Origin of the sequence: Novosphingobium humi, from assembly GCF_028607105.1 — a bacterium.
In the GTDB taxonomy this organism is placed as follows: Bacteria; Pseudomonadota; Alphaproteobacteria; order Sphingomonadales; family Sphingomonadaceae; genus Novosphingobium; species Novosphingobium humi.
In genome coordinates, this window is the sequence record NZ_CP117418.1 from 542,881 (window position 1) to 560,088 (window position 17,208).

16 protein-coding genes are annotated in these 17,208 nt (G+C 62.5%); 11 read left to right on the forward strand and 5 right to left on the reverse strand.

Features of this window, described 5'->3' with window-relative positions:
• The first annotated feature begins 55 nt into the window (after positions 1-55).
• From PQ457_RS18315 to PQ457_RS18350, 8 genes are read left to right on the forward strand one after another with little or no spacing between them, the layout of a single operon-like run.
• A complete protein-coding gene (locus tag PQ457_RS18315) occupies positions 56-1,210 on the forward strand; it encodes a muconate/chloromuconate family cycloisomerase (protein ID WP_273620287.1) in 1,155 nt (384 codons plus the stop codon).
• Between the two features lie 4 nt (positions 1,211-1,214).
• The gene (catC, locus tag PQ457_RS18320) at positions 1,215-1,505 is read left to right on the forward strand and encodes a muconolactone Delta-isomerase (RefSeq protein ID WP_273620288.1); all 291 of its coding nucleotides are present in this window, start codon (positions 1,215-1,217) and stop codon (positions 1,503-1,505) included.
• A gap of 22 nt (positions 1,506-1,527) precedes the next feature.
• Positions 1,528-2,442, forward strand: coding sequence for a dioxygenase family protein (locus tag PQ457_RS18325; protein WP_273620289.1), 915 nt, complete (start codon positions 1,528-1,530; stop codon positions 2,440-2,442).
• A 14-nt stretch (positions 2,443-2,456) separates the two neighbouring features.
• Positions 2,457-3,806, forward strand: coding sequence for an SRPBCC family protein (locus PQ457_RS18330; protein WP_273620290.1), 1,350 nt, complete (start codon positions 2,457-2,459; stop codon positions 3,804-3,806).
• Positions 3,803-4,309 carry a benzoate 1,2-dioxygenase small subunit gene (gene benB, locus PQ457_RS18335; RefSeq protein WP_273620291.1) on the forward strand — a complete coding sequence of 169 codons (507 nt, stop codon included), beginning with the start codon at positions 3,803-3,805 and terminating at the stop codon, positions 4,307-4,309. Before PQ457_RS18330 ends, benB begins: the two co-directional genes overlap by 4 nt.
• Positions 4,310-4,354: 45 nt before the next feature.
• Positions 4,355-5,107: a benzoate diol dehydrogenase BenD gene (gene benD, locus PQ457_RS18340; protein WP_420541014.1), complete on the forward strand. Its 753-nt coding sequence runs from the start codon at positions 4,355-4,357 to the stop codon at positions 5,105-5,107.
• Positions 5,108-5,118: 11 nt separating this feature from the next.
• Positions 5,119-5,901 (forward strand): 3-oxoadipate enol-lactonase, encoded by a 783-nt coding sequence (gene pcaD / locus PQ457_RS18345; RefSeq protein ID WP_273620292.1) that lies wholly within the window; start codon positions 5,119-5,121, stop codon positions 5,899-5,901.
• Complete coding sequence (locus tag PQ457_RS18350; RefSeq protein ID WP_273620293.1) at positions 5,894-7,126, forward strand: NAD(P)/FAD-dependent oxidoreductase; 1,233 nt, start codon at positions 5,894-5,896, stop codon at positions 7,124-7,126. The genes pcaD and PQ457_RS18350 overlap by 8 nt, the downstream gene beginning before the upstream one ends.
• A gap of 3 nt (positions 7,127-7,129) precedes the next feature.
• Here PQ457_RS18350 and PQ457_RS18355 read toward each other — a convergent pair whose 3' ends face one another.
• Positions 7,130-7,753, reverse strand: coding sequence for a glutathione S-transferase family protein (locus PQ457_RS18355; protein ID WP_273620294.1), 624 nt, complete (start codon positions 7,751-7,753; stop codon positions 7,130-7,132).
• A 76-nt stretch (positions 7,754-7,829) separates the two neighbouring features.
• On the opposite strand from PQ457_RS18355, the gene PQ457_RS18360 reads away from it, so the two are divergent.
• Entirely contained in the window at positions 7,830-8,522 is a 693-nt protein-coding gene (locus PQ457_RS18360; protein WP_273620295.1) for a helix-turn-helix transcriptional regulator, read from the forward strand.
• On the opposite strand, the gene PQ457_RS18365 is transcribed toward PQ457_RS18360, so the two are convergent.
• On the reverse strand, positions 8,519-9,742 hold the full coding sequence (locus PQ457_RS18365) for a DUF1501 domain-containing protein (protein ID WP_273620296.1): 1,224 nt from the start codon (positions 9,740-9,742) through the stop codon (positions 8,519-8,521). The two genes, PQ457_RS18360 and PQ457_RS18365, sit on opposite strands and share 4 nt — an antisense overlap.
• 20 nt (positions 9,743-9,762) lie before the next feature.
• Entirely contained in the window at positions 9,763-11,208 is a 1,446-nt protein-coding gene (locus PQ457_RS18370; protein WP_273620297.1) for a DUF1800 domain-containing protein, read from the reverse strand.
• A gap of 428 nt (positions 11,209-11,636) precedes the next feature.
• Between PQ457_RS18370 and PQ457_RS18375 the strand changes: the two genes are divergently transcribed.
• Both PQ457_RS18375 and PQ457_RS18380 read left to right on the forward strand, forming a co-directional pair.
• Positions 11,637-13,019: a tyrosine-type recombinase/integrase gene (locus tag PQ457_RS18375; protein ID WP_273620298.1), complete on the forward strand. Its 1,383-nt coding sequence runs from the start codon at positions 11,637-11,639 to the stop codon at positions 13,017-13,019.
• Between the two features lie 331 nt (positions 13,020-13,350).
• Positions 13,351-14,562 carry an IS256 family transposase gene (locus PQ457_RS18380; RefSeq protein WP_273620299.1) on the forward strand — a complete coding sequence of 404 codons (1,212 nt, stop codon included), beginning with the start codon at positions 13,351-13,353 and terminating at the stop codon, positions 14,560-14,562.
• Between the two features lie 377 nt (positions 14,563-14,939).
• On the opposite strand, the gene PQ457_RS18385 is transcribed toward PQ457_RS18380, so the two are convergent.
• Together PQ457_RS18385 and PQ457_RS18390 are read right to left on the reverse strand one after the other, a co-directional pair.
• Entirely contained in the window at positions 14,940-15,254 is a 315-nt protein-coding gene (locus tag PQ457_RS18385) for a hypothetical protein (RefSeq protein ID WP_273620300.1), read from the reverse strand.
• 382 nt (positions 15,255-15,636) lie between these two features.
• Positions 15,637-17,067, reverse strand: coding sequence for a DUF6880 family protein (locus PQ457_RS18390; protein WP_337958508.1), 1,431 nt, complete (start codon positions 17,065-17,067; stop codon positions 15,637-15,639).
• Between the last annotated feature and the right edge of the window lie 141 nt (positions 17,068-17,208).

The window sequence follows — 17,208 nt, forward strand, 5'->3', positions numbered from 1 at the left end:
CCGAAAGCACTAACCAGATCCCCAAGACAACTAACCCTTACGGAGAGTCGCCGCAATGGCTACGCTGGATCTTTCCGATACCTATATCGTCGATGTGCCGACCATCCGCCCGCATGTGCTGGCCATGGCCACGATGCATTATCAATCGATGGTCATCGTCCGCCTGATCGATTCCGATGGGGTCGAAGGCATTGGCGAAGGCACCACCATCGGGGGCCTGAGCTATGGCGAGGAAAGCCCCGAAAGCATCAAGTCGGCCATCGACACCTATATCATCCCGGTCCTGCAGACCTGCGACATTGCGCAGGTGGGCGCGACCATGGCCAAAGTGGCCAAATGCGTGCGGGGCAATCATTTCGCCAAATGCGCGGTGGAAACGGCGCTGCTCGATATGGCGGGCAAGCGTCTGGGCGTGCCGGTTTCCGAACTGATCGGCGGCGGGCGGCGGCGCGAGAGCCTGCCCATTGCATGGACACTGGCCAGCGGCGATACGGCCCGCGACATTGCCGAGGGCGAGGAGATGCTCGACCGCCGCCGTCACCGCATCTTCAAGCTGAAGATCGGCAAGCGCGAGGTACGCGAGGATGTCGCCCATGTCGGCGCAATCTGCAAGGCATTGGGCAACCGGGCCAGCGTGCGCGTCGATGTCAACCAGAACTGGAGCGAGGCGCAGGCCAAGCTGGGCATGGCGATGCTGCATGATGTGGGCTGCGAGTTGGTCGAACAGCCGATTGCGGGCGATGATATTGCCGCCATGGCGCGCCTGTCGCAATCGCAGCCCGTCGCGCTGATGGCCGACGAGGCGCTGCATGGCCCGCGCAGCGCGATGCGCATAGCCTCGGCCCATGCGGCGGGCGTCTTTGCACTGAAAATCGCGCAATCGGGCGGCCTGTTCGCCGCCGCCGAGGTGGCCGCCATCGGCGCGGCATCGGGCATCGGCCTTTATGGCGGCACGATGCTGGAAGGCGGCATCGGCACCATCGCCTCGGCCCATGTCTTTGCCACGCTGCCCGAACTGGCATGGGGCACCGAACTGTTCGGTCCGCTGCTCCAGACCGAGGAAATCCTGACCGAGCCGCTGGCCTATGGCGATTTCTCGCTGAACCTGCCCAAGGGCCCCGGTCTGGGCGTCACGCTCGACCTCGGCAAACTGGCCCGCTTCCGGCGCGATGCCGCCCCCGTTCTTCACCCCGTCGGCGCAGGAGTCTGACCCCATGTTGTTCATGGTCGAAATGGACGTGCATCTTCCCCACGATCTCGATCCGGCGCAGGCCGATCGGATCAAGGCCGAGGAAAAGGCCTATTCCCAGACGCTTCAGGCATCGGGCGTGTGGCGCCATATCTGGCGCAAGGCCGGACTCTATTCGAATGTCTCGATCTTTGATGTCGAGAGCAATGCCGCCCTCCACGATCTGCTGATCGCGCTGCCGCTCTATCCCTTCATCACGATGAAGGTGACGCCGCTGTGCCGCCACCCCTCCGCCATCCATGAGGATGACCGTTAACACTTCACCGGGAGAGTATAAAATGGACGTAAGCTTCGTAAAAACCCCCGAAATCCAGCAATTGCTCGACCGCGCCGCCGGTATGGGCGAAAGCGGCGGCAATCCCCGCTTCAAGGCCATCATGCGCGATCTGTTTCAGTCGGCGATGGAACTGATCGTGCGCCATGACATTTCGGAAAGCGAATTCTGGCTGGCGATGAAGTTTCTGGCCGATGGCGCGGGCGAGATCGGCCTGATCGTGCCGGGCACCGGCATCGAGCATTTCCTCGACCTCTATATGGACGCCAAGGATGCCGAAGCGGGCCTGACGGGCGGCACGCCGCGCACCATCGAAGGCCCGCTCTATGTCGCGGGCGCCCCGCTGGTCGAGGGCAATGTGAACCTGAGCACCGATCCTGACGAAGGCACGCAGGTCCTGCATATGAACGGCACCGTCACGGGGCCGGACGGCGAACCGGTCCAGAATGCGATCCTGCATGTCTGGCACGCCAATTCGCAGGGCTGGTATTCGCATTTCGACCCGACCGGCGAACAGACGCCTTTCAACAACCGCCGCCGGATCAAGCTGGGCGCGGATGGCAAATATGCGTTCCATTCGAAAATGCCCAGCGGCTATTCCGTGCCTCCGCAGGGCGCGACCGATCAACTGATGCAGGCGCTGGGCCGCCATGGCAATCGCCCCGCCCATGTGCATTTCTTCATCGAGGCGCCCGGCTATCGCACGCTGACCACGCAGATCAACTTCGGCGACGATCCCTTTGCCGCCGACGATTTCGCCTTTGGCACCCGCGAGGGCCTGCTGCCCGTGCCCAACCGTCAGGGCGATGCGGCCTATATCGCCTTCGATTTCCAGCTTCAGCGCGCCCATGACGCCGCTGACGAAGGCTTCTCCTCGCGCAGCCGGGCGCAGGCCCAGCCCGCCGTCGAAAACGCCTGAAGAGGAGAGGGACAATGAACGAAGGCCTGATCCAGCGCATTGCCGGCGCCGTGGTGGATGATCCGGCAACCGGCATTTTCCGTTGCCGCCGCGATGTTTTCACCGACCCTGAACTGTTCGAACTGGAGATGAAATATATCTTCGAGAGCAATTGGGTTTATCTGGCCCATGAAAGCCAGATCGAAAACAAGAACGATTATCTGACCGCCTGGATCGGGCGCACCCCGGTGATCCTGAACCGGGCCAAGGATGGCGGGCTCAATTGCGTGGTCAATGCCTGCGCGCATCGCGGCGCCAAACTGTGCCGCCGCAAGCGGGGCAATCAGCCGCTCTTCGTCTGTCCCTTCCACGGCTGGAGCTTCAAGACCGACGGCAAGCTGCTGCGCGCCAAGGACGCCAGCAGCGGAGCCTATCCCGAGAGCTTTGACCACGAAGGCTCGCATGACCTGACCCGCGTTCGGGTGGAAAGCTATCGCGGCTTCATCTTCGGCTCGCTCAACCACGATGTCCTGCCGCTGGCCGACCATCTGGGCGAAGCGAAGGTCATCATCGACCAGATGGTCGATCAGGCGCCCGAGGGGCTGGAGGTGCTGACCGGCAATTCCACCTACACCTTCGACGGCAACTGGAAGATGCAGATGGAGAATGGCTGTGACGGCTATCACGTCAGCTCGGTCCATGAAAACTATCAGTCCACCATGGGCCGCCGCGCCGAGGGCGGCACCAAGGCGGTCGATGCCAACGGCTGGTCCAAGGCTCCGGCCAGCGGGGTCTATGGCTTTGAACATGGCCATATCCTGCTCTGGACTCAGGTGCTGAACCCGGAAGTGCGCCCGGTGTGGAACCTGAAGCCGCAGCTTGAGGAACGTCTGGGCGCGGACAAGGCGCGGTTTATTCTGGAGCAGACGCGCAATCTGGCGCTCTATCCCAATGTGTTTCTGATGGACCAGTTCTCCACCCAGATCCGCGTGGTGCGCCCGATCGACGTGCATACCACCGAGGTCACGATCTATTGCTATGCCCCCAAGGGGGAAAGCGCCGAAGACCGCGCCCATCGCATCCGCCAGTATGAGGATTTCTTCAACGTGTCCGGCATGGGCACGCCCGATGATCTGGAGGAATTCCGCTCCTGCCAATCGGCCTATGAGGGCGCGGGCGCCTTGTGGAATGACCTCAGCCGGGGGGCGAAACGCTGGATCGCGGGACCCGATGCCAATGCCGTCGCAATGGGCATGACCCCCCTGCTGTCGAGCGAGCGCAGCGAGGACGAGGGCTTGTTTGTGCGCCAGCATGAATTCTGGGCGCAGATCATGATCGAGGGCCTGACCCGCGACGGCCATGGACTGATGGAGGCGGCACAATGACCATCGCTCTCGAACAATCCCTGTCCCATGCCGACATCTGCGCCTTCCTCTACCGCGAGGCGCGCCTGCTGGATGATCGCGATTTCGATGCGTGGCTGGAATGCTATGCGGACAATGTCGAATATTGGATGCCGGCATGGACCGATGATGACGCGCTGACCACCGACCCGCAGCGCGAGATCTCGCTGATCTATTACGCCAATCGCAAGGGGCTGGAGGACCGGGTCTATCGGCTCAACACCGAGCGCTCCTCGGCCAGCACGCCCGAGGCACGCACCGCGCATTTCATCGCCAATGTCGAGGTTTTGGCGGTTGCCGATGGCGCGCTCGACCTGCGCTACAACTGGCATACGCTCAGCCACCGCTATCAGCAGACCGCGCAGTTTTTCGGGACGACCTTCCTGACGCTGGACACGAGCGGGGCCGAACCGAAAATCCTGAAGAAAAAGATCGTGCTGAAGGACGATTACATTCATCAGGTCATCGACATCTACCACGTCTGAGGAGGCGGCGCTGTGATCTTTGAGGGACGTTTCGCGGGCAAGGTGATGGTCGTCACCGGCGCGGCGCAGGGCATTGGCGCGGGCGTGGCCACCCGTGCGGCGGCCGAAGGGGCCAGCGTGGTGCTGGTGGACCGCGCGCCTTTTGTCACAGAGGTCGAACAGGCCATCATCGCGGCAGGCGGCAAGGCGGTCTCGGTCCAATGTGACCTGGAAACCTATGAAGGCGCGGCCCATGCCATGGCGGCGGCCATTAAGGCTTTTGGCCGGATCGACATTCTGGTCAACAATGTCGGCGGGGCGATCCGGATGCGCCCCTATGCCGAATTTGCGCCTGAGCAGATCGACGCGGAAATCCGCCGCTCGCTGATGCCCACGCTCTATGGCTGCCATGCCGCGCTGCCCGCGATGCTGGCGCAGGGAGCGGGCGTGATCGTCAATGTTTCCTCCAATGCCACGCGCGGCATCCGCCGTGTGCCCTATTCGGCGGCCAAGGGCGGGATCAATGCCATGACGCAGGCGCTGGCCATGGAATATGCGCAAGACGGCATCCGTGTGGTCGCCACCGCGCCGGGCGGCACAAAGGCACCGCCGCGCCGCACCCCGCGCAACGCCGAAGGCGACAATGCGCAGGAGCAGGCATGGATGGCGCAGGCGGTCGAACAGGTCACGCAATCGGCCTTCATGAAGCGCTACGGCACGCTGGAGGAACAGATCGCCCCCATCCTCTTCCTCGCCTCGGACGAGGCCAGCTATATTACCGGATCGGTCCTGCCCGTGGCGGGCGGCGATCTGGGCTGAGGGAGTTCATCATGCCTTTTACCGATACGCCCGGCGCGCGGCTCTATTGGAAGCGCGACGGCCGCGATGATGCGCCCGCGCTGGTGCTGCTCAATTCCATCGGCACCGACATGGATCTGTGGGATGGCGTGCTGCCGTTCCTGCGCGAAGATTTCGCCCTGCTGCGCATGGATACGCGGGGCCACGGCGCCTCCCTTGCCGCTGCGGGGGACTATTCGCTGGCCATGCTGGCGGACGATGTGTTGGCGGTGGCCGATGCGGCGGGGCTGGGGCGCTTTGCGCTGGCGGGTGTGTCGCTGGGCGGGATGACGGCCATGGAACTGGCCCTGCGCGCGCCCGAAAGGATCAGCCATCTGGCGCTGATCTGCACCTCGGCAACGATGGATGCTGCATCATGGAATGATCGCATCGCCAAGGTCCGGGCCGAAGGCATGGCCGCGATTGCCGATCTGGCCATGGGGCGTTTCCTGTCCGATGCGGCTGCGCCCACGAATTTTGAAAGCGTGCGCCGCCAATTGCTGACGATGGACCCGCAAGGCTATGCCGGATGCGGCGCGGCGATCCGCGACATGGATCTGGCCCGGCGCATCGCGGGCATCGCCTGCCCCGCGCTGGTGATCACCGGCACGCGCGATACCTCAACGCCGCTGGCCGGGCATGGTGAGCATCTGCTGGCCCATATTCCGGGGGCCGAGCATCGCTCGCTCGAGGCCGCTCATCTTGCCCCGCTTGAGGCGCCCGAGGCGCTGGCCGGGGCCTTGCATTCCTTTCTGCGGGTTCAGCATCATGGATAAAGCCGATATTGTCATCGTGGGCGCGGGGCATGGCGGGGCGCAATGTGCGATCGCCCTGCGCCAGAACGGCTTTGCAGGCACGATCACCGTCATCGGGCGCGAGCCGGAATTGCCCTATGAACGCCCGCCGCTGTCCAAGGAATATTTCGCGCGGGAAAAGACATTCGAGCGCCTGCTTATCCGCCCGCCCGCGTTCTGGGCGGAAAAGGATGTGGCCTTTATGCTGGGCCGCGAAGTGGTCGCGGTGGATCCGGCGGCCAAGGTGCTGACGCTCGATGACGGCGCGACCTATGGCTATGGCCGTCTGGTCTGGGCCACCGGGGGCGATCCGCGCCGCCTGACCTGCGCCGGGGCCGATCTGGCCGGGGTCCATGCCGTGCGCACCCGCGCCGATTGCGACCGGCTGATGGCGCAGGTGGACGGCGGCATAAAGAATATCGTGGTGATCGGGGGCGGCTATATCGGGCTGGAGGCGGCGGCGGTGCTAACCAAGGCGGGCCTGCGGGTCACCCTGCTCGAAGCCCTGCCCCGCGTGCTGGCCCGCGTTGCGGGACCGGAACTCTCCGCCTTCTATCAGGCCGAGCATCGCGCCCATGGCGTCGATCTGCGTCTGGGCGCGGCGGTCGAAAGGCTGGAGGGCGAGAGCCATGTCACCGGCGTCAGGCTGGCCGATGGCGAGGTGATCCCGGCCGAGGCGGTGATTGTCGGCATCGGCATCGTGCCTGCGGTAGGCCCACTGATCGCGGCGGGTGCGCGGGGCGGGCCGGGCGTCGATGTGGACGAATATTGCCGCACCAGCCTGCCCGACATCTATGCCATCGGCGATTGCGCCTCCTATGCCTGCGCTTATGCCGGGGGCGCGGACATGCGGGTGGAATCGGTGCAGAACGCCAATGACATGGCGACCTGCGTTGCCAAGGCAATCTGCGGCGAGGCCCAGCCCTATAAGGCTTTTCCGTGGTTCTGGTCGAACCAGTATGACCTGCGGCTGCAAACCGCCGGGATCAGCCGGGATTATGACCGGACAGTTCTGCGCGGCGATCCGGCCAACCGGGCTTTTTCGGTGATCTATCTGAAGGCTGGTCGCGTCATCGCGCTCGATTGCGTCAATATGGTCAAGGATTACGTTCAGGGCCGCAAGCTGGTCGAAGCAGGCGCGCGGCCTGATCCCGCGCGCCTTGCCGATGCCTCGCTGGCCCTGAAAGATCTGCTGGAACCGGCCTGAGGTTTACAAAACCGCCTCACGCACAGGCTGAAGCCCCGCCGCATCGTCCAGCGCCAGAGCCCGGATGGCGGCGGGGCGGTTGCGGCACCGTTCGACATAGGCATCGATCAGCTCGCTGGGCGGGAAAGCCTTGCGGCCGAAATTCAGCGCGCTGGCGATCAACAGGTCGGCAATGCTGAATTCATCGCCCAGCACGTAATCGCGATGCGCCAGCGTGGTTTCCAGACGGCGCACCACCGCCTCGTGATCGCGCTGTTTCGCGGGCGACCCGGCCAGCGCGCCCGAAAGGCCCGCAAACATCGCCGGTTCCATTTCGCAGGCATACCATGCCAGCCATGTGCAATAGGCCCCGCGCCATGCGCTGCCCACCGCCGGGGCCAAACCTGCGGCCGGCAGCGCATCGCCAAGGTACAGCGCGATCCCGACCGATTCGGTGATCAGCCGATCATCATGCTCGATGGCGGGCACGCGCTGGTCGGGGTGGGGGTTGGCGTGATCGGGATGGCCCTGCCCCGTCATCGGGCGGAAAATCGACACGGGATGGATCGTATAGGTCGCGCCCAATTCCTCCAGCAGCCAGATGATGCGCGAGGAACGCGATTGCGGGGCGTGATAGAGCGTGATCATGAAAACCTCCTGTTGATCCGATAGCCCCTTGTGCGCCACCCCTGCTGACAGCATTATGTCAGCAGGGAGAAGCCCGATGCGCCGCGCCGACCGATTGTTTCAGATCATCCAGATCCTGCGCCGCTCCTCGCGCCCCATCACCGCGCAGGACATCGCGCAGGAATTGGAAGTCTCGCCCCGCACCGTCTATCGCGACATTGCCGACCTGATCGGCCAGCGCGTGCCGGTGCGCGGAGAGGCCGGTTTCGGCTATATTCTGGATGACAGTTTCGACATGCCCCCGCTGATGCTGACGCCGGAGGAGATCGAGGCGGCGGTGCTGGGCGCGCAATGGGTGGCCGGGCGCGGCGATCCGGCGCTGGCCTCGGCCGCGCGCGATCTGATCGCCAAGATCACATCAGTCGTGCCCGAAAAATTGCGCCCCTTCATCGCCCATCCCGCCACCGGCGTGCCTTCATGGTCCCAAACGCCGCCTGACGGCATCGACCTTGCCCTCACCCGGCTGTGGATACGTGAGGGGCGCAAGATCGCCCTGTCCTATCGCGACGAGAAAGGCGCAATCAGCCAGCGCGTGGTCTGGCCGGTCATTCTGGGCTATTTCGAAACGGCGCGGATGCTGGCCGCATGGTGCGAGATGCGGCGGGATTTCCGCCATTTTCGCGCCGACCGCATTGTCTCCGCACAATTTCTGGACGAGACCCATGGCCAGCGCCCCGGCGAATTGAAGCAGAGATGGAAGCGCAGCATGGAGCAGCAACGAAAACACTAGAGCAATTGGAGATCGCTGATCGCCGCGCCGGGAAAGACGATACCCAATTGCCGCGCCGACAGGCCATATTGCCGTGCCAGCAGACCGCCGATCAGCCCCCGGTAATCGGTCAGCACCGGCAGGTCGCGCCCCTGATTGAGCGTATCGGGCGTCAGTTTGATCTGCGGCCCCGCCATCCGTCCGCCCGCCACCGATCCGCCCAGCACCCAATAGATGCTGCCATGGCCATGGTCGGTGCCCTTGTCGCCATTTTCGCGGAAAGTGCGGCCAAATTCGGACATGACCACCACCGTCGTGTTGCGCCAGTCCTCCGGCCCGATCGCCTCGACAAACCCGGCGAGAGCCCGGCCCAGTTCCCCGATGCGGTTGGCCAGATTGCCCTGCGCCCCGCCCTGATTGACATGAGTGTCCCAGCCGCCGACATCGACAAAGGCAAGGTTATACTGATCGCGCATCAGGCGGCCGATGCGGCGGGCAGACAGTTCGAAACCCTTGGCGGTGATCGCCCCGCGTCCGGCGGCCTCCATTTCGCCGCGGATGGATTGAAACACTGTGTCGCGCACGGCAAAGCCCTGACCGATGGCCGCCTCCAGATCGACGCCCGCCTCATGCTGGCCGCGATACATGGCCTTGATCAGCTCGGTCTGGCGCGCGTCGATGGAGGGCCGCGAACCTGCATTGCCCAGCGCGATATTGGGCACCACCGGTCCGCCGCGAAAACACAGCGGCAATTGGTCCGTGAAGGAGATGGGCTTGTCAGCCCCCAGAACGGCGGCCAGACGACCCATGAAACCGGACTGAAAATTGCGCTGGCCGCCAATATTCTGGCCCAATTCGATGCTGTCCTGCGTCTCAAAATGGCTGCGGCTCATGTCATCGGTGCCCGCAAAGGGGACAAAGGCGATCTGCCGCGCCTGCCAGAGCGGCAGGATGCTCTCGCGCAGGGCCGGATGCAAAGCCCAGTCCGCATCGAGCGCCAGGGGCGCATCGGGATTGGCCGGGTCCGGGCGTGGCAGGCCAATGGTGGGCCGCGCCTCGTGATAGAAATCGCTGCCTCCCGGCACGATGATGTTCGCCGCATCATAGGCCCCGCGCAAAAACACCACCAGCAGTCGGTTATTGGCGGCCCCCGGCGCGGCAAAGGCGCGCCCGCCCGCCATCATCAAAGGCAGGCCAAGCGCGGCAGAACGGATCAGATCGCGGCGGTCAAACAGGGTCATCGTCTGTCTCCGATCATCGATTATCGGCGCATGAAATCGGGCGAGGCAAGGAAGAGCATGTTCCATTCCTGCGGGCTTGCAGCCTGATTCAGCACGGCGCGGGTCTGGTCGGTGGTGGCGCGATCCATCCCGCCCGACCACAGGGCATTGCGCAGATCGGGCGCGCTCGGCTGATAGGCCATCGCCGGATCGCGCGGGCGCAGCAGGCCCGCCGATCCGTTGCCGATGGCCTTGGCGATTTCAAAGCGCACCTCCATCTGCCCCGGCCCGGTCCAAGCCGAAGCGCCCAGTGGATAGCCATCGGGCGTCTGATGATCGTAGAGCCCCTCGCCCATGCGTTTGAGCCAGTTGATCATCGGATCGAGGTTGGTCACCACATGGCCGTCGCGCCCCGGTCCATAGGCATAGCGCACCGCCGAAACGACATAATGGACGGGATCCTTGAACGCATGGCCCAGCGAGGCGGCATAGGCGGGCGTGGCGGTCATCGCGTTCAGCACGGTGGTAATATCGCCCCCCGATTGACGCCAGGCGGCGGTCATCCGCTCGATCACCGAGGCAGGCGGGCGGTCGCCCATGAAATAGGTGGCGATCCGGGTGGAAAGGCGGCGCGCGGTGGCCGGATTGTCCGCGATCAGGTCCAGCGCCTGCTCGACCTCGGCATAGCCCGAACCGTGGATCGTGTGGCCCATGAAATGTTTGGTGCCGAAATCATGGCGCGCGGGGTTGAATTCGAACAGGCCGTTGCGCAGATAAAGCCTCTGCCATTCCGGCTTCATGCGGGGCGCATCCGGGCGCAGCCGCACCCCCACCCCGGTCAGGATACGCGCCAGTTCCTGCACATCCTTCTGGCTATAGTCCGAACCCACGCCCATCGTGTGCAGTTCCATGATCTCGCGGGCATAATTCTCGTTGATATGGCCCGCCGCGTTCTGATCATTGTCCAGATAGCGCAGCATGGCCGGATGGCGTAAAGTCGCCTCCAGCAGATCGCGGAAGCGGCCCAGCGAACGGGCGCGGATGACATCCTCGTAATCGCCCACCATGGCGCGTATGTCGCGTTTTTTCCCATGGACGTTGAACTGGTTGAACCAGAACCATGTCATCTGTTCGCGCATCTGGTCGGGCGAATAGAGGTCGCGCAGCAGGGATCGGGTTTGCGCCTCGCGCTCCAGCGCGTTCATCGCCTGCTGCCAGTCCTTTTTGGCGGCCTGCCGCTGGGTGGGGTCGGGGGTCTGGTTGGCGGCGCGATTTTGCGCGTCCATCTCCATCACCAGTTGCGGCATGCCTTCGCGGCTGATCCGCATCTCGTCAATCCGCGCCTGCGCCGCAGGCGGCAAAGCGCGATCGGCGGACGGTGCGCCGATCGGCCATTCGGCCAGCCCCCATGTGGCGCGGTTGATCCCGGCCAGAGTGGCCTCCTTCTCCCCCGCCTGCGCAGGGACCGCCCCGATCAGCAGTGGCACCACTATATGCAAACCCAGCAAGCGGCTCATCATGGCAGCCCTCGGTCAACCTATCCCGCCGCCTTTTTGCCGCAAGTTTGATGGCCTGTCGATGAACCTGTTTTTCAGGCGGCGCGGACAATTTCCACAAGGCCACGGCTGTTGACAAAAACCGCCAGTTCAAGGAGGCGAGGCAGCGCGACATCGGGAATATTGCGCGCCGAGCCGAGCCTGAAATGGCGGTTTTTGGTACCGCCATGCGGAGGTTCGAATCCTCCCGCCCCAGCCAGTCGAGTCCTCATGATTCGGCTTTTGCGCAATGCTTTACGGCAGAAACCTCAGAAAATTGGCTAGACAGGGCCAGACCTCGTCCGACTGGGCTGGACGCCTGTTCTGCCATGATTTCTGCCATGATTTTATATGCGCCAAACGCCGATGGAATCGGACTTATGGCTCAAAAAATCACCTTCTCACCTGCCATGATTGACGCACTATCTGAGGGTAGCCTCGCAGATCCCCTCACGCCGGGTCTCGCAATCGAGGTCCTCAAGTCGGGCAAGAAGCGCTGGCGCTATCGACGACAGGTCGCGCGTCGGAAAGTTGTCGCTACGATCTTCGGCGGGCTCTTCCCCGCTCAGTCGGTGGCGGAAGCTCGAGAATGGGCGCGGGAACTCAACCTCCAGGTAGAAGCCGGCATCGACCCTCGCGCCGTCCAGCGCGCCGAGAAAGCCCGAAACGAAATGACCGTGGCCAAAGCGCATGGGCTTTACATGGTCGCGGTTCATGAAGGGCGGTCATCGCGGGCAAAGCGGATCAACAAGCCTCGAACCATCAAGGATAAGATAGATGTGTACAATCACGACATCGCGCCCACCCTCGGCAGCCGCAACATCTACGAGGTCACCGAAAGAGATCTCATCAATCTGGTGGAAGCCAAAGGTAAGACCGCCAAAGTCAGGGCCAATCGGCTGGCTGCCGAGTTGAAGGTCTTCTTCGGCTGGGCAGCTTCCCTGCGCGGCCTTGAAGTCGGGCTGGAAACGGATCCGTCGAAACGATTGGGCGATCTACGCTTTCCTGAAAGAGCACGGACCCGCAAACTCAGCCATCTCGAACTCGAGTGGTTCCTTCAGGCGCTGGTCGAGGAGGAGCGGGATTTCCAGCGAGGCCTTTTGCTTTGCCTCCTGTCAGCGGCTCGCATTACCGAGGTGGCCAGAGCCAGAAGCGATGAGATCGTCAATGGCGTGTGGACCATTCCGGCAACGCGGGCCAAGAATTCGTTCGAACACAGCATCGCCCTTGGCCCCTGGGGGCGTTCCCTGATGCAGACCAATCATAAGTGGGTCTTTCAGGCCATCAAGATCGACGGGCCTCGCAACAATTCTGTCTGGTATAAGGCGCGGGACAGGGTGCTGGCTCGCATGGAAGAGCTGGCCGGGCATCCGATCGAGCGTTTCACCCCGCATGATTTCCGCAGGACGGCTCGTTCCAATACGAAGCGCCTCAAGGTCGACTTCGAGACCGCCGAGGCGATGCTCAACCATGTCAAGAAAGGCATGGAAAGGACCTATGACCTCTATGAAATGGAGGACGAAAAGCGTCTCTGGTTCCTGAAATGGGAGGAGGAAGTCGCGGCTATCGCTATGCGCGTGGGGGTCGCAGCAGCGCTGGGCGTACCGGGCCTTCAGGCGCCGGTGGGTTATTCCTTCTCTGTCCGCGTGGCAAACCTGTCAACTGCTCAGCCACCTTCCGGCTGCGGCACGGCTAAAACGCAGGCCGTTGGAAAACTTCCCCAAGCCAATGCCAAAATCACCTTCACGCGGGTGATCGGATAGCAGGTAAAGATGAGGGGCACGCGGGATAGTTACGATTACCCGCGTGCCCATTTTGCGATATGCAGTCGAAGCAGCCTCATCGCTTGCTTGGCCTCCCTCAACAGCGCCCGACAGACGCGGCAGGCCTCTCGCGTTGCGGCTTGTCGACCATATCTGCCAATCGCTACTCGGGTTAGCGTCCGGGCTCGTGGTGTAATTTCCGGTGTAGATTGAGGCGATCGCATGGGGTGGGGCATGCCCCACCCCATGCGATTTCGATCTCGGTGGCCACCGGGCTCATCGGTAAGGTGGAGTTACCACACTTCACACGCCAACCGAGGAGTTGATCCCGATGACCGACGACAGACTACCGCTTGCCGAGCTGATGGCGAAGACCGGAGATGGAGATTTTCTGCGCACGATCGCCGAGAGCGTATTGCAGATCATTATGGAGGCTGATGTCGACGGCTTGGTCGGCGCTGGCCGGCACGAACGCTCCGGCGACCGGACGACCTGGCGCAATGGCTACCGCGACCGCAGCCTCGATACCCGGCTCGGCACGCTCAACCTCAAGATCCCCAAGCTGCGGACCGGCGCTTACTTTCCGGGCTTTCTGGAACCGAGGAAGACTGTCGAGAAGGCTCTGGTCGCGGTGATCCAAGAGGCATGGATCGCTGGCGTCAGCACCCGGCGCGTGGATGAACTGGTCCAGGCTATGGGCATGGCCGGCATTTCCAAGTCTTCGGTGTCCAAGCTGTGCAAGGACATTGACGAACGCGTCCATGCCTTCCTGAAGCGGCCGCTCACCGGCGATTGGCCTTACCTCTGGCTCGACGCCACTTACCTCAAGGTGCGCGAGGGCGGCCGGATCGTCAGCGTCGCCGCGATAATCGCCGTGGCCGTCAACACCGAGGGCAAGCGCGAGATCGTCGGCCTGCACATCGGCCCTTCCGAGGCTGAGGTCTTCTGGTCCGACTTCCTCAAGGACCTGGCCCGCCGCGGACTGACGGGCGTGAAGCTGGTCATCTCCGATGCCCACGAGGGCCTCAAGGCGGCGATCACGCGCGTGCTCAGCGCCACATGGCAGCGCTGCCGCGTCCACTTCATGCGCAATGCGCTGGCCTATGTGACCAAGGGCCAGAACACTGTGGTTGCCGCTGCCATCCGTCAGGTCTTCCTCCAGCCCGATCACGCTGCCGCGACACAGGTCTGGCGCCAGGTCGCCGACCAGTTGCGTGTCCGCTGGCCAAAGCTGGGCGCCTGCATGGACGCCGCCGAGCACGATGTGCTCGCCTACATGACCTTCCCCGAGCAGCACCGGGTCAAGCTGCATTCGACCAACCCACTGGAACGGCTGAACAAGGAAGTTAAGCGCCGCGCCGATGTCGTCGGCATCTTTCCCAACGAGGATAGCATCATCCGCCTCGTCGGAGCCGTCCTGCTCGAGCAGAACGACGAATATCAACTTCAGCACCGCTACATGCAGATCGAGGGCATGGCAGCCCTTGCCACACCAATTATCGAGGAGGTTCAGCCGCTACAGATTACACCCAAGGCCGCCTGAAAATGCAGCCCAATGGCCACACCAGATTTTACACCACATTGACGGACGTGATCGCTACTCGGCCCAATTTTAGGCCTAGACTGTGCTGACCATCTCTCGACCTTGCTCACACCCACCCCAGCAAGCCTACCAAAGCGAACGAGAATCCAGCCATCGTTCAACATCCACGCGGCGAAACCGTGGACAGGTATGGAACTTGCTCAGGCCGCTGCCAAGGTCATATTCCCTCGGAAAACCGGGCAAGCGGCGTTTGCGGAGGCGGTCGATCTGACGGCGTGATAACCTTGCCAAAAGGGCAAATTCATCCGCTGTGATGAATTCCGTCCCTGACACTACGCCAGCAGCGAAATCTCCGATCGCTGTGCTGGTGCGAATTTTCACGGCCAGCGCCCTTGTTTGGTGAACCCGTAATTGCTTTCGATAAAAGCTACAGGCAGGGCTTTAACGAGTTCGCTCGCTCGTTCCTTCTGGTCAAAGGGTGCGGCATAAGCGGCAACGTGATTCTGCAACCGCAAGCTACGATCGGGCATATTCCCCACCGTCAACCGCACTTGATTGTGATTGTGCGGCTTGCCTAGTTTTAGCTCCACTTTTGTTGCCGAATGAATGCCGACAATATCAGTTTTGCTAAAAGCGCAGCGCATCAAAGCGCTGTGCGAAGCCGGATCTAAGCAGAAATAGGCTTTATCCACGCGTACGGCCTCCGTTTCCGGAAACCTTCGCCACTGTCATGAAGCAGTAGTTTTGTACGCCTGCGCGAAAGCCTTGACAAGGTGCAAGATGGATTGATCAAGCGAAGAGACTGAATTCGCTCGGTGCTCTACAAAAGCCGAGAGTGTGCCAGTATGGACATGGATCGAGAGGCGCCGCCGCGCTGCCCCCACCTGTCATCGCGGCGGCGGTGACGAATACCTGAGGCAAGCTCAGGCAGCGCCTTGCCGGCGATGCCCGGCAATGTGGGGGAGACGCTCCAGCGAACACAAGATATCATGGAATTTCCACCGCTCTCGCGGTAACTCGTTGATCCGCGCGAATTCGTCTTGGGCAAACGTTCCTTCATCCATTGGCATGGTTTCATGCATTCCAAAATCCGCTTTTGCGACTGTGGCCCGCCTTCAGCTTGGCAATGTAGGCATCATGGTCGCCGTGCTCCCCAAACGCATCGATCCGCTTGGCCAGATAGAGGCAGGTCTGAAAATGGCGGGCGGCATGACCGTAACGTTTGGATTTGGCGCGATCGAGTGAAAAATCGATCATGGAGCGCAGGATCAACGTCGCAGCCAGAGGATGGCTTTGCTCCAGCGATTCAGCCGCCGGCGTCAGCAACCAATATTGGTCACCATCAAGTTCCGCGTGACGCGCTAGAACCAGATCAGCGGCCTGCCCATGGGCAGGCCAGTTCATCAGAAAATGAAGCGCCCGATGAAAATCGGCATGATGGCGAACGTAGTTCAGGGCGCGTGTTTCCGCTTCTTCATCATCGAAATCGGGCAGGCGCTTGAGATGGGCGCGTAAATATTCGGCGTTGAGGTCGCGCTCGAAGATGGCCAATCGGGCAGTTTGGGCCTCGCCTGCCTGTCCCATGGCATCCAGCGTATCAATCCACACCCTGTGCCAGTCAGGCCAATGCCGCCCGTTGTGGCAATTCGCTTCCGCCAGTCTGAGGGCGGCCATGGCATCCTCCGGCCGATGCGCGCCCAGCAGGCGTTCAGCAATATTGGCGGCAATGGCTGGATTGGTGCGCTCCTCGGCAGAATAGCGCGCGGCATAACCATCCGCATCGCCAAGCGCGTCGGCAATATCGGTCAGGGCGGATTGGATACGGCGAGCCTTGTAGCGCGCCTCGAAATCCTCCTGATAGACCGGACCGCGCGTGCTGATGCCAATGACCTTGCGATCATCGACCTTGGACTTGGCAGGCGCGGCGGCCAGTTCCTCGAACCGCGCCTTGAGCATCGCCAGCCCTTCCTCTCCCAGCGCCGGGACCATCAGGCCGATGACCCCATCAAACTGTCCATAGTCATTGGCAAAGACCGCAGCCTCGACCCGGTCCACCAGCTTGCGGACATCGGGCTTCATCTGGCCCGCAATGGCGCCCAGATCATTCAATGCTTCGGTGAAGATGCTCCCGACAGTGCCATTGCTGTCGTCACAGCGCTCGTAAATCGAAGGCGCCAGATCCAGCAAGCGCCAAAGCAAATCAAAAGCTTCGCTCGGCAAAGTCGGCCCGACATGTTTGAGGATAGCGCTGCGCTGCATGTCGAGATCGGCCGCGAGTGAGCGCACTTTGTGCCAATCCACAAAGGAGCGCGACTTGGCAATGGCGGCAAGGCGCTTGCGGACTTCTGCAGCCACATCCCCACCACCGCTGCGACTTGCCAGCTCGAGGCGCAGAAGGCGCTTGGCTGTGGCATCGCCTGCCACCATTTCCATAAGCAGTTCGGCGAGTCGATCTGCGCCCAGAGCAGCGAGGTTCCTGGCATTGAGAGTTTTGTCGGAGGCCATAGGCTATTCTTGCGCCGCGATCAGGTAGGGTCAAGTGTGACCTCTTTTTCTAAGCCGGTCGGCGTGCCGTCGCTCCTCCCGCCGCGTCGCCATACCCATATTTCAGGACCCAACCTGCCCATCCCAAAAGCTGGCCATGCC

Bases quoted from the DNA above. Each gene is read 5' to 3' on its own strand.
- PQ457_RS18390 (WP_337958508.1), bottom strand. From the start codon at position 17,067: ATGGCCTCCGACAAAACTCTCAATGCCAGGAACCTCGCTGCTCTGGGC.
- PQ457_RS18380 (WP_273620299.1), top strand. From the start codon at position 13,351: ATGACCGACGACAGACTACCGCTTGCCGAGCTGATGGCGAAGACCGGA.
- benB (WP_273620291.1), top strand. From the start codon at position 3,803: ATGACCATCGCTCTCGAACAATCCCTGTCCCATGCCGACATCTGCGCC.
- PQ457_RS18325 (WP_273620289.1), top strand. From the start codon at position 1,528: ATGGACGTAAGCTTCGTAAAAACCCCCGAAATCCAGCAATTGCTCGAC.
- PQ457_RS18375 (WP_273620298.1), top strand. From the start codon at position 11,637: ATGGCTCAAAAAATCACCTTCTCACCTGCCATGATTGACGCACTATCT.
- benD (WP_420541014.1), top strand. From the start codon at position 4,355: ATGGTCGTCACCGGCGCGGCGCAGGGCATTGGCGCGGGCGTGGCCACC.
- PQ457_RS18330 (WP_273620290.1), top strand. From the start codon at position 2,457: ATGAACGAAGGCCTGATCCAGCGCATTGCCGGCGCCGTGGTGGATGAT.
- catC (WP_273620288.1), top strand. From the start codon at position 1,215: ATGTTGTTCATGGTCGAAATGGACGTGCATCTTCCCCACGATCTCGAT.
- PQ457_RS18350 (WP_273620293.1), top strand. From the start codon at position 5,894: ATGGATAAAGCCGATATTGTCATCGTGGGCGCGGGGCATGGCGGGGCG.
- PQ457_RS18360 (WP_273620295.1), top strand. From the start codon at position 7,830: ATGCGCCGCGCCGACCGATTGTTTCAGATCATCCAGATCCTGCGCCGC.
- PQ457_RS18315 (WP_273620287.1), top strand. From the start codon at position 56: ATGGCTACGCTGGATCTTTCCGATACCTATATCGTCGATGTGCCGACC.
- PQ457_RS18355 (WP_273620294.1), bottom strand. From the start codon at position 7,753: ATGATCACGCTCTATCACGCCCCGCAATCGCGTTCCTCGCGCATCATC.
- pcaD (WP_273620292.1), top strand. From the start codon at position 5,119: ATGCCTTTTACCGATACGCCCGGCGCGCGGCTCTATTGGAAGCGCGAC.
- PQ457_RS18365 (WP_273620296.1), bottom strand. From the start codon at position 9,742: ATGACCCTGTTTGACCGCCGCGATCTGATCCGTTCTGCCGCGCTTGGC.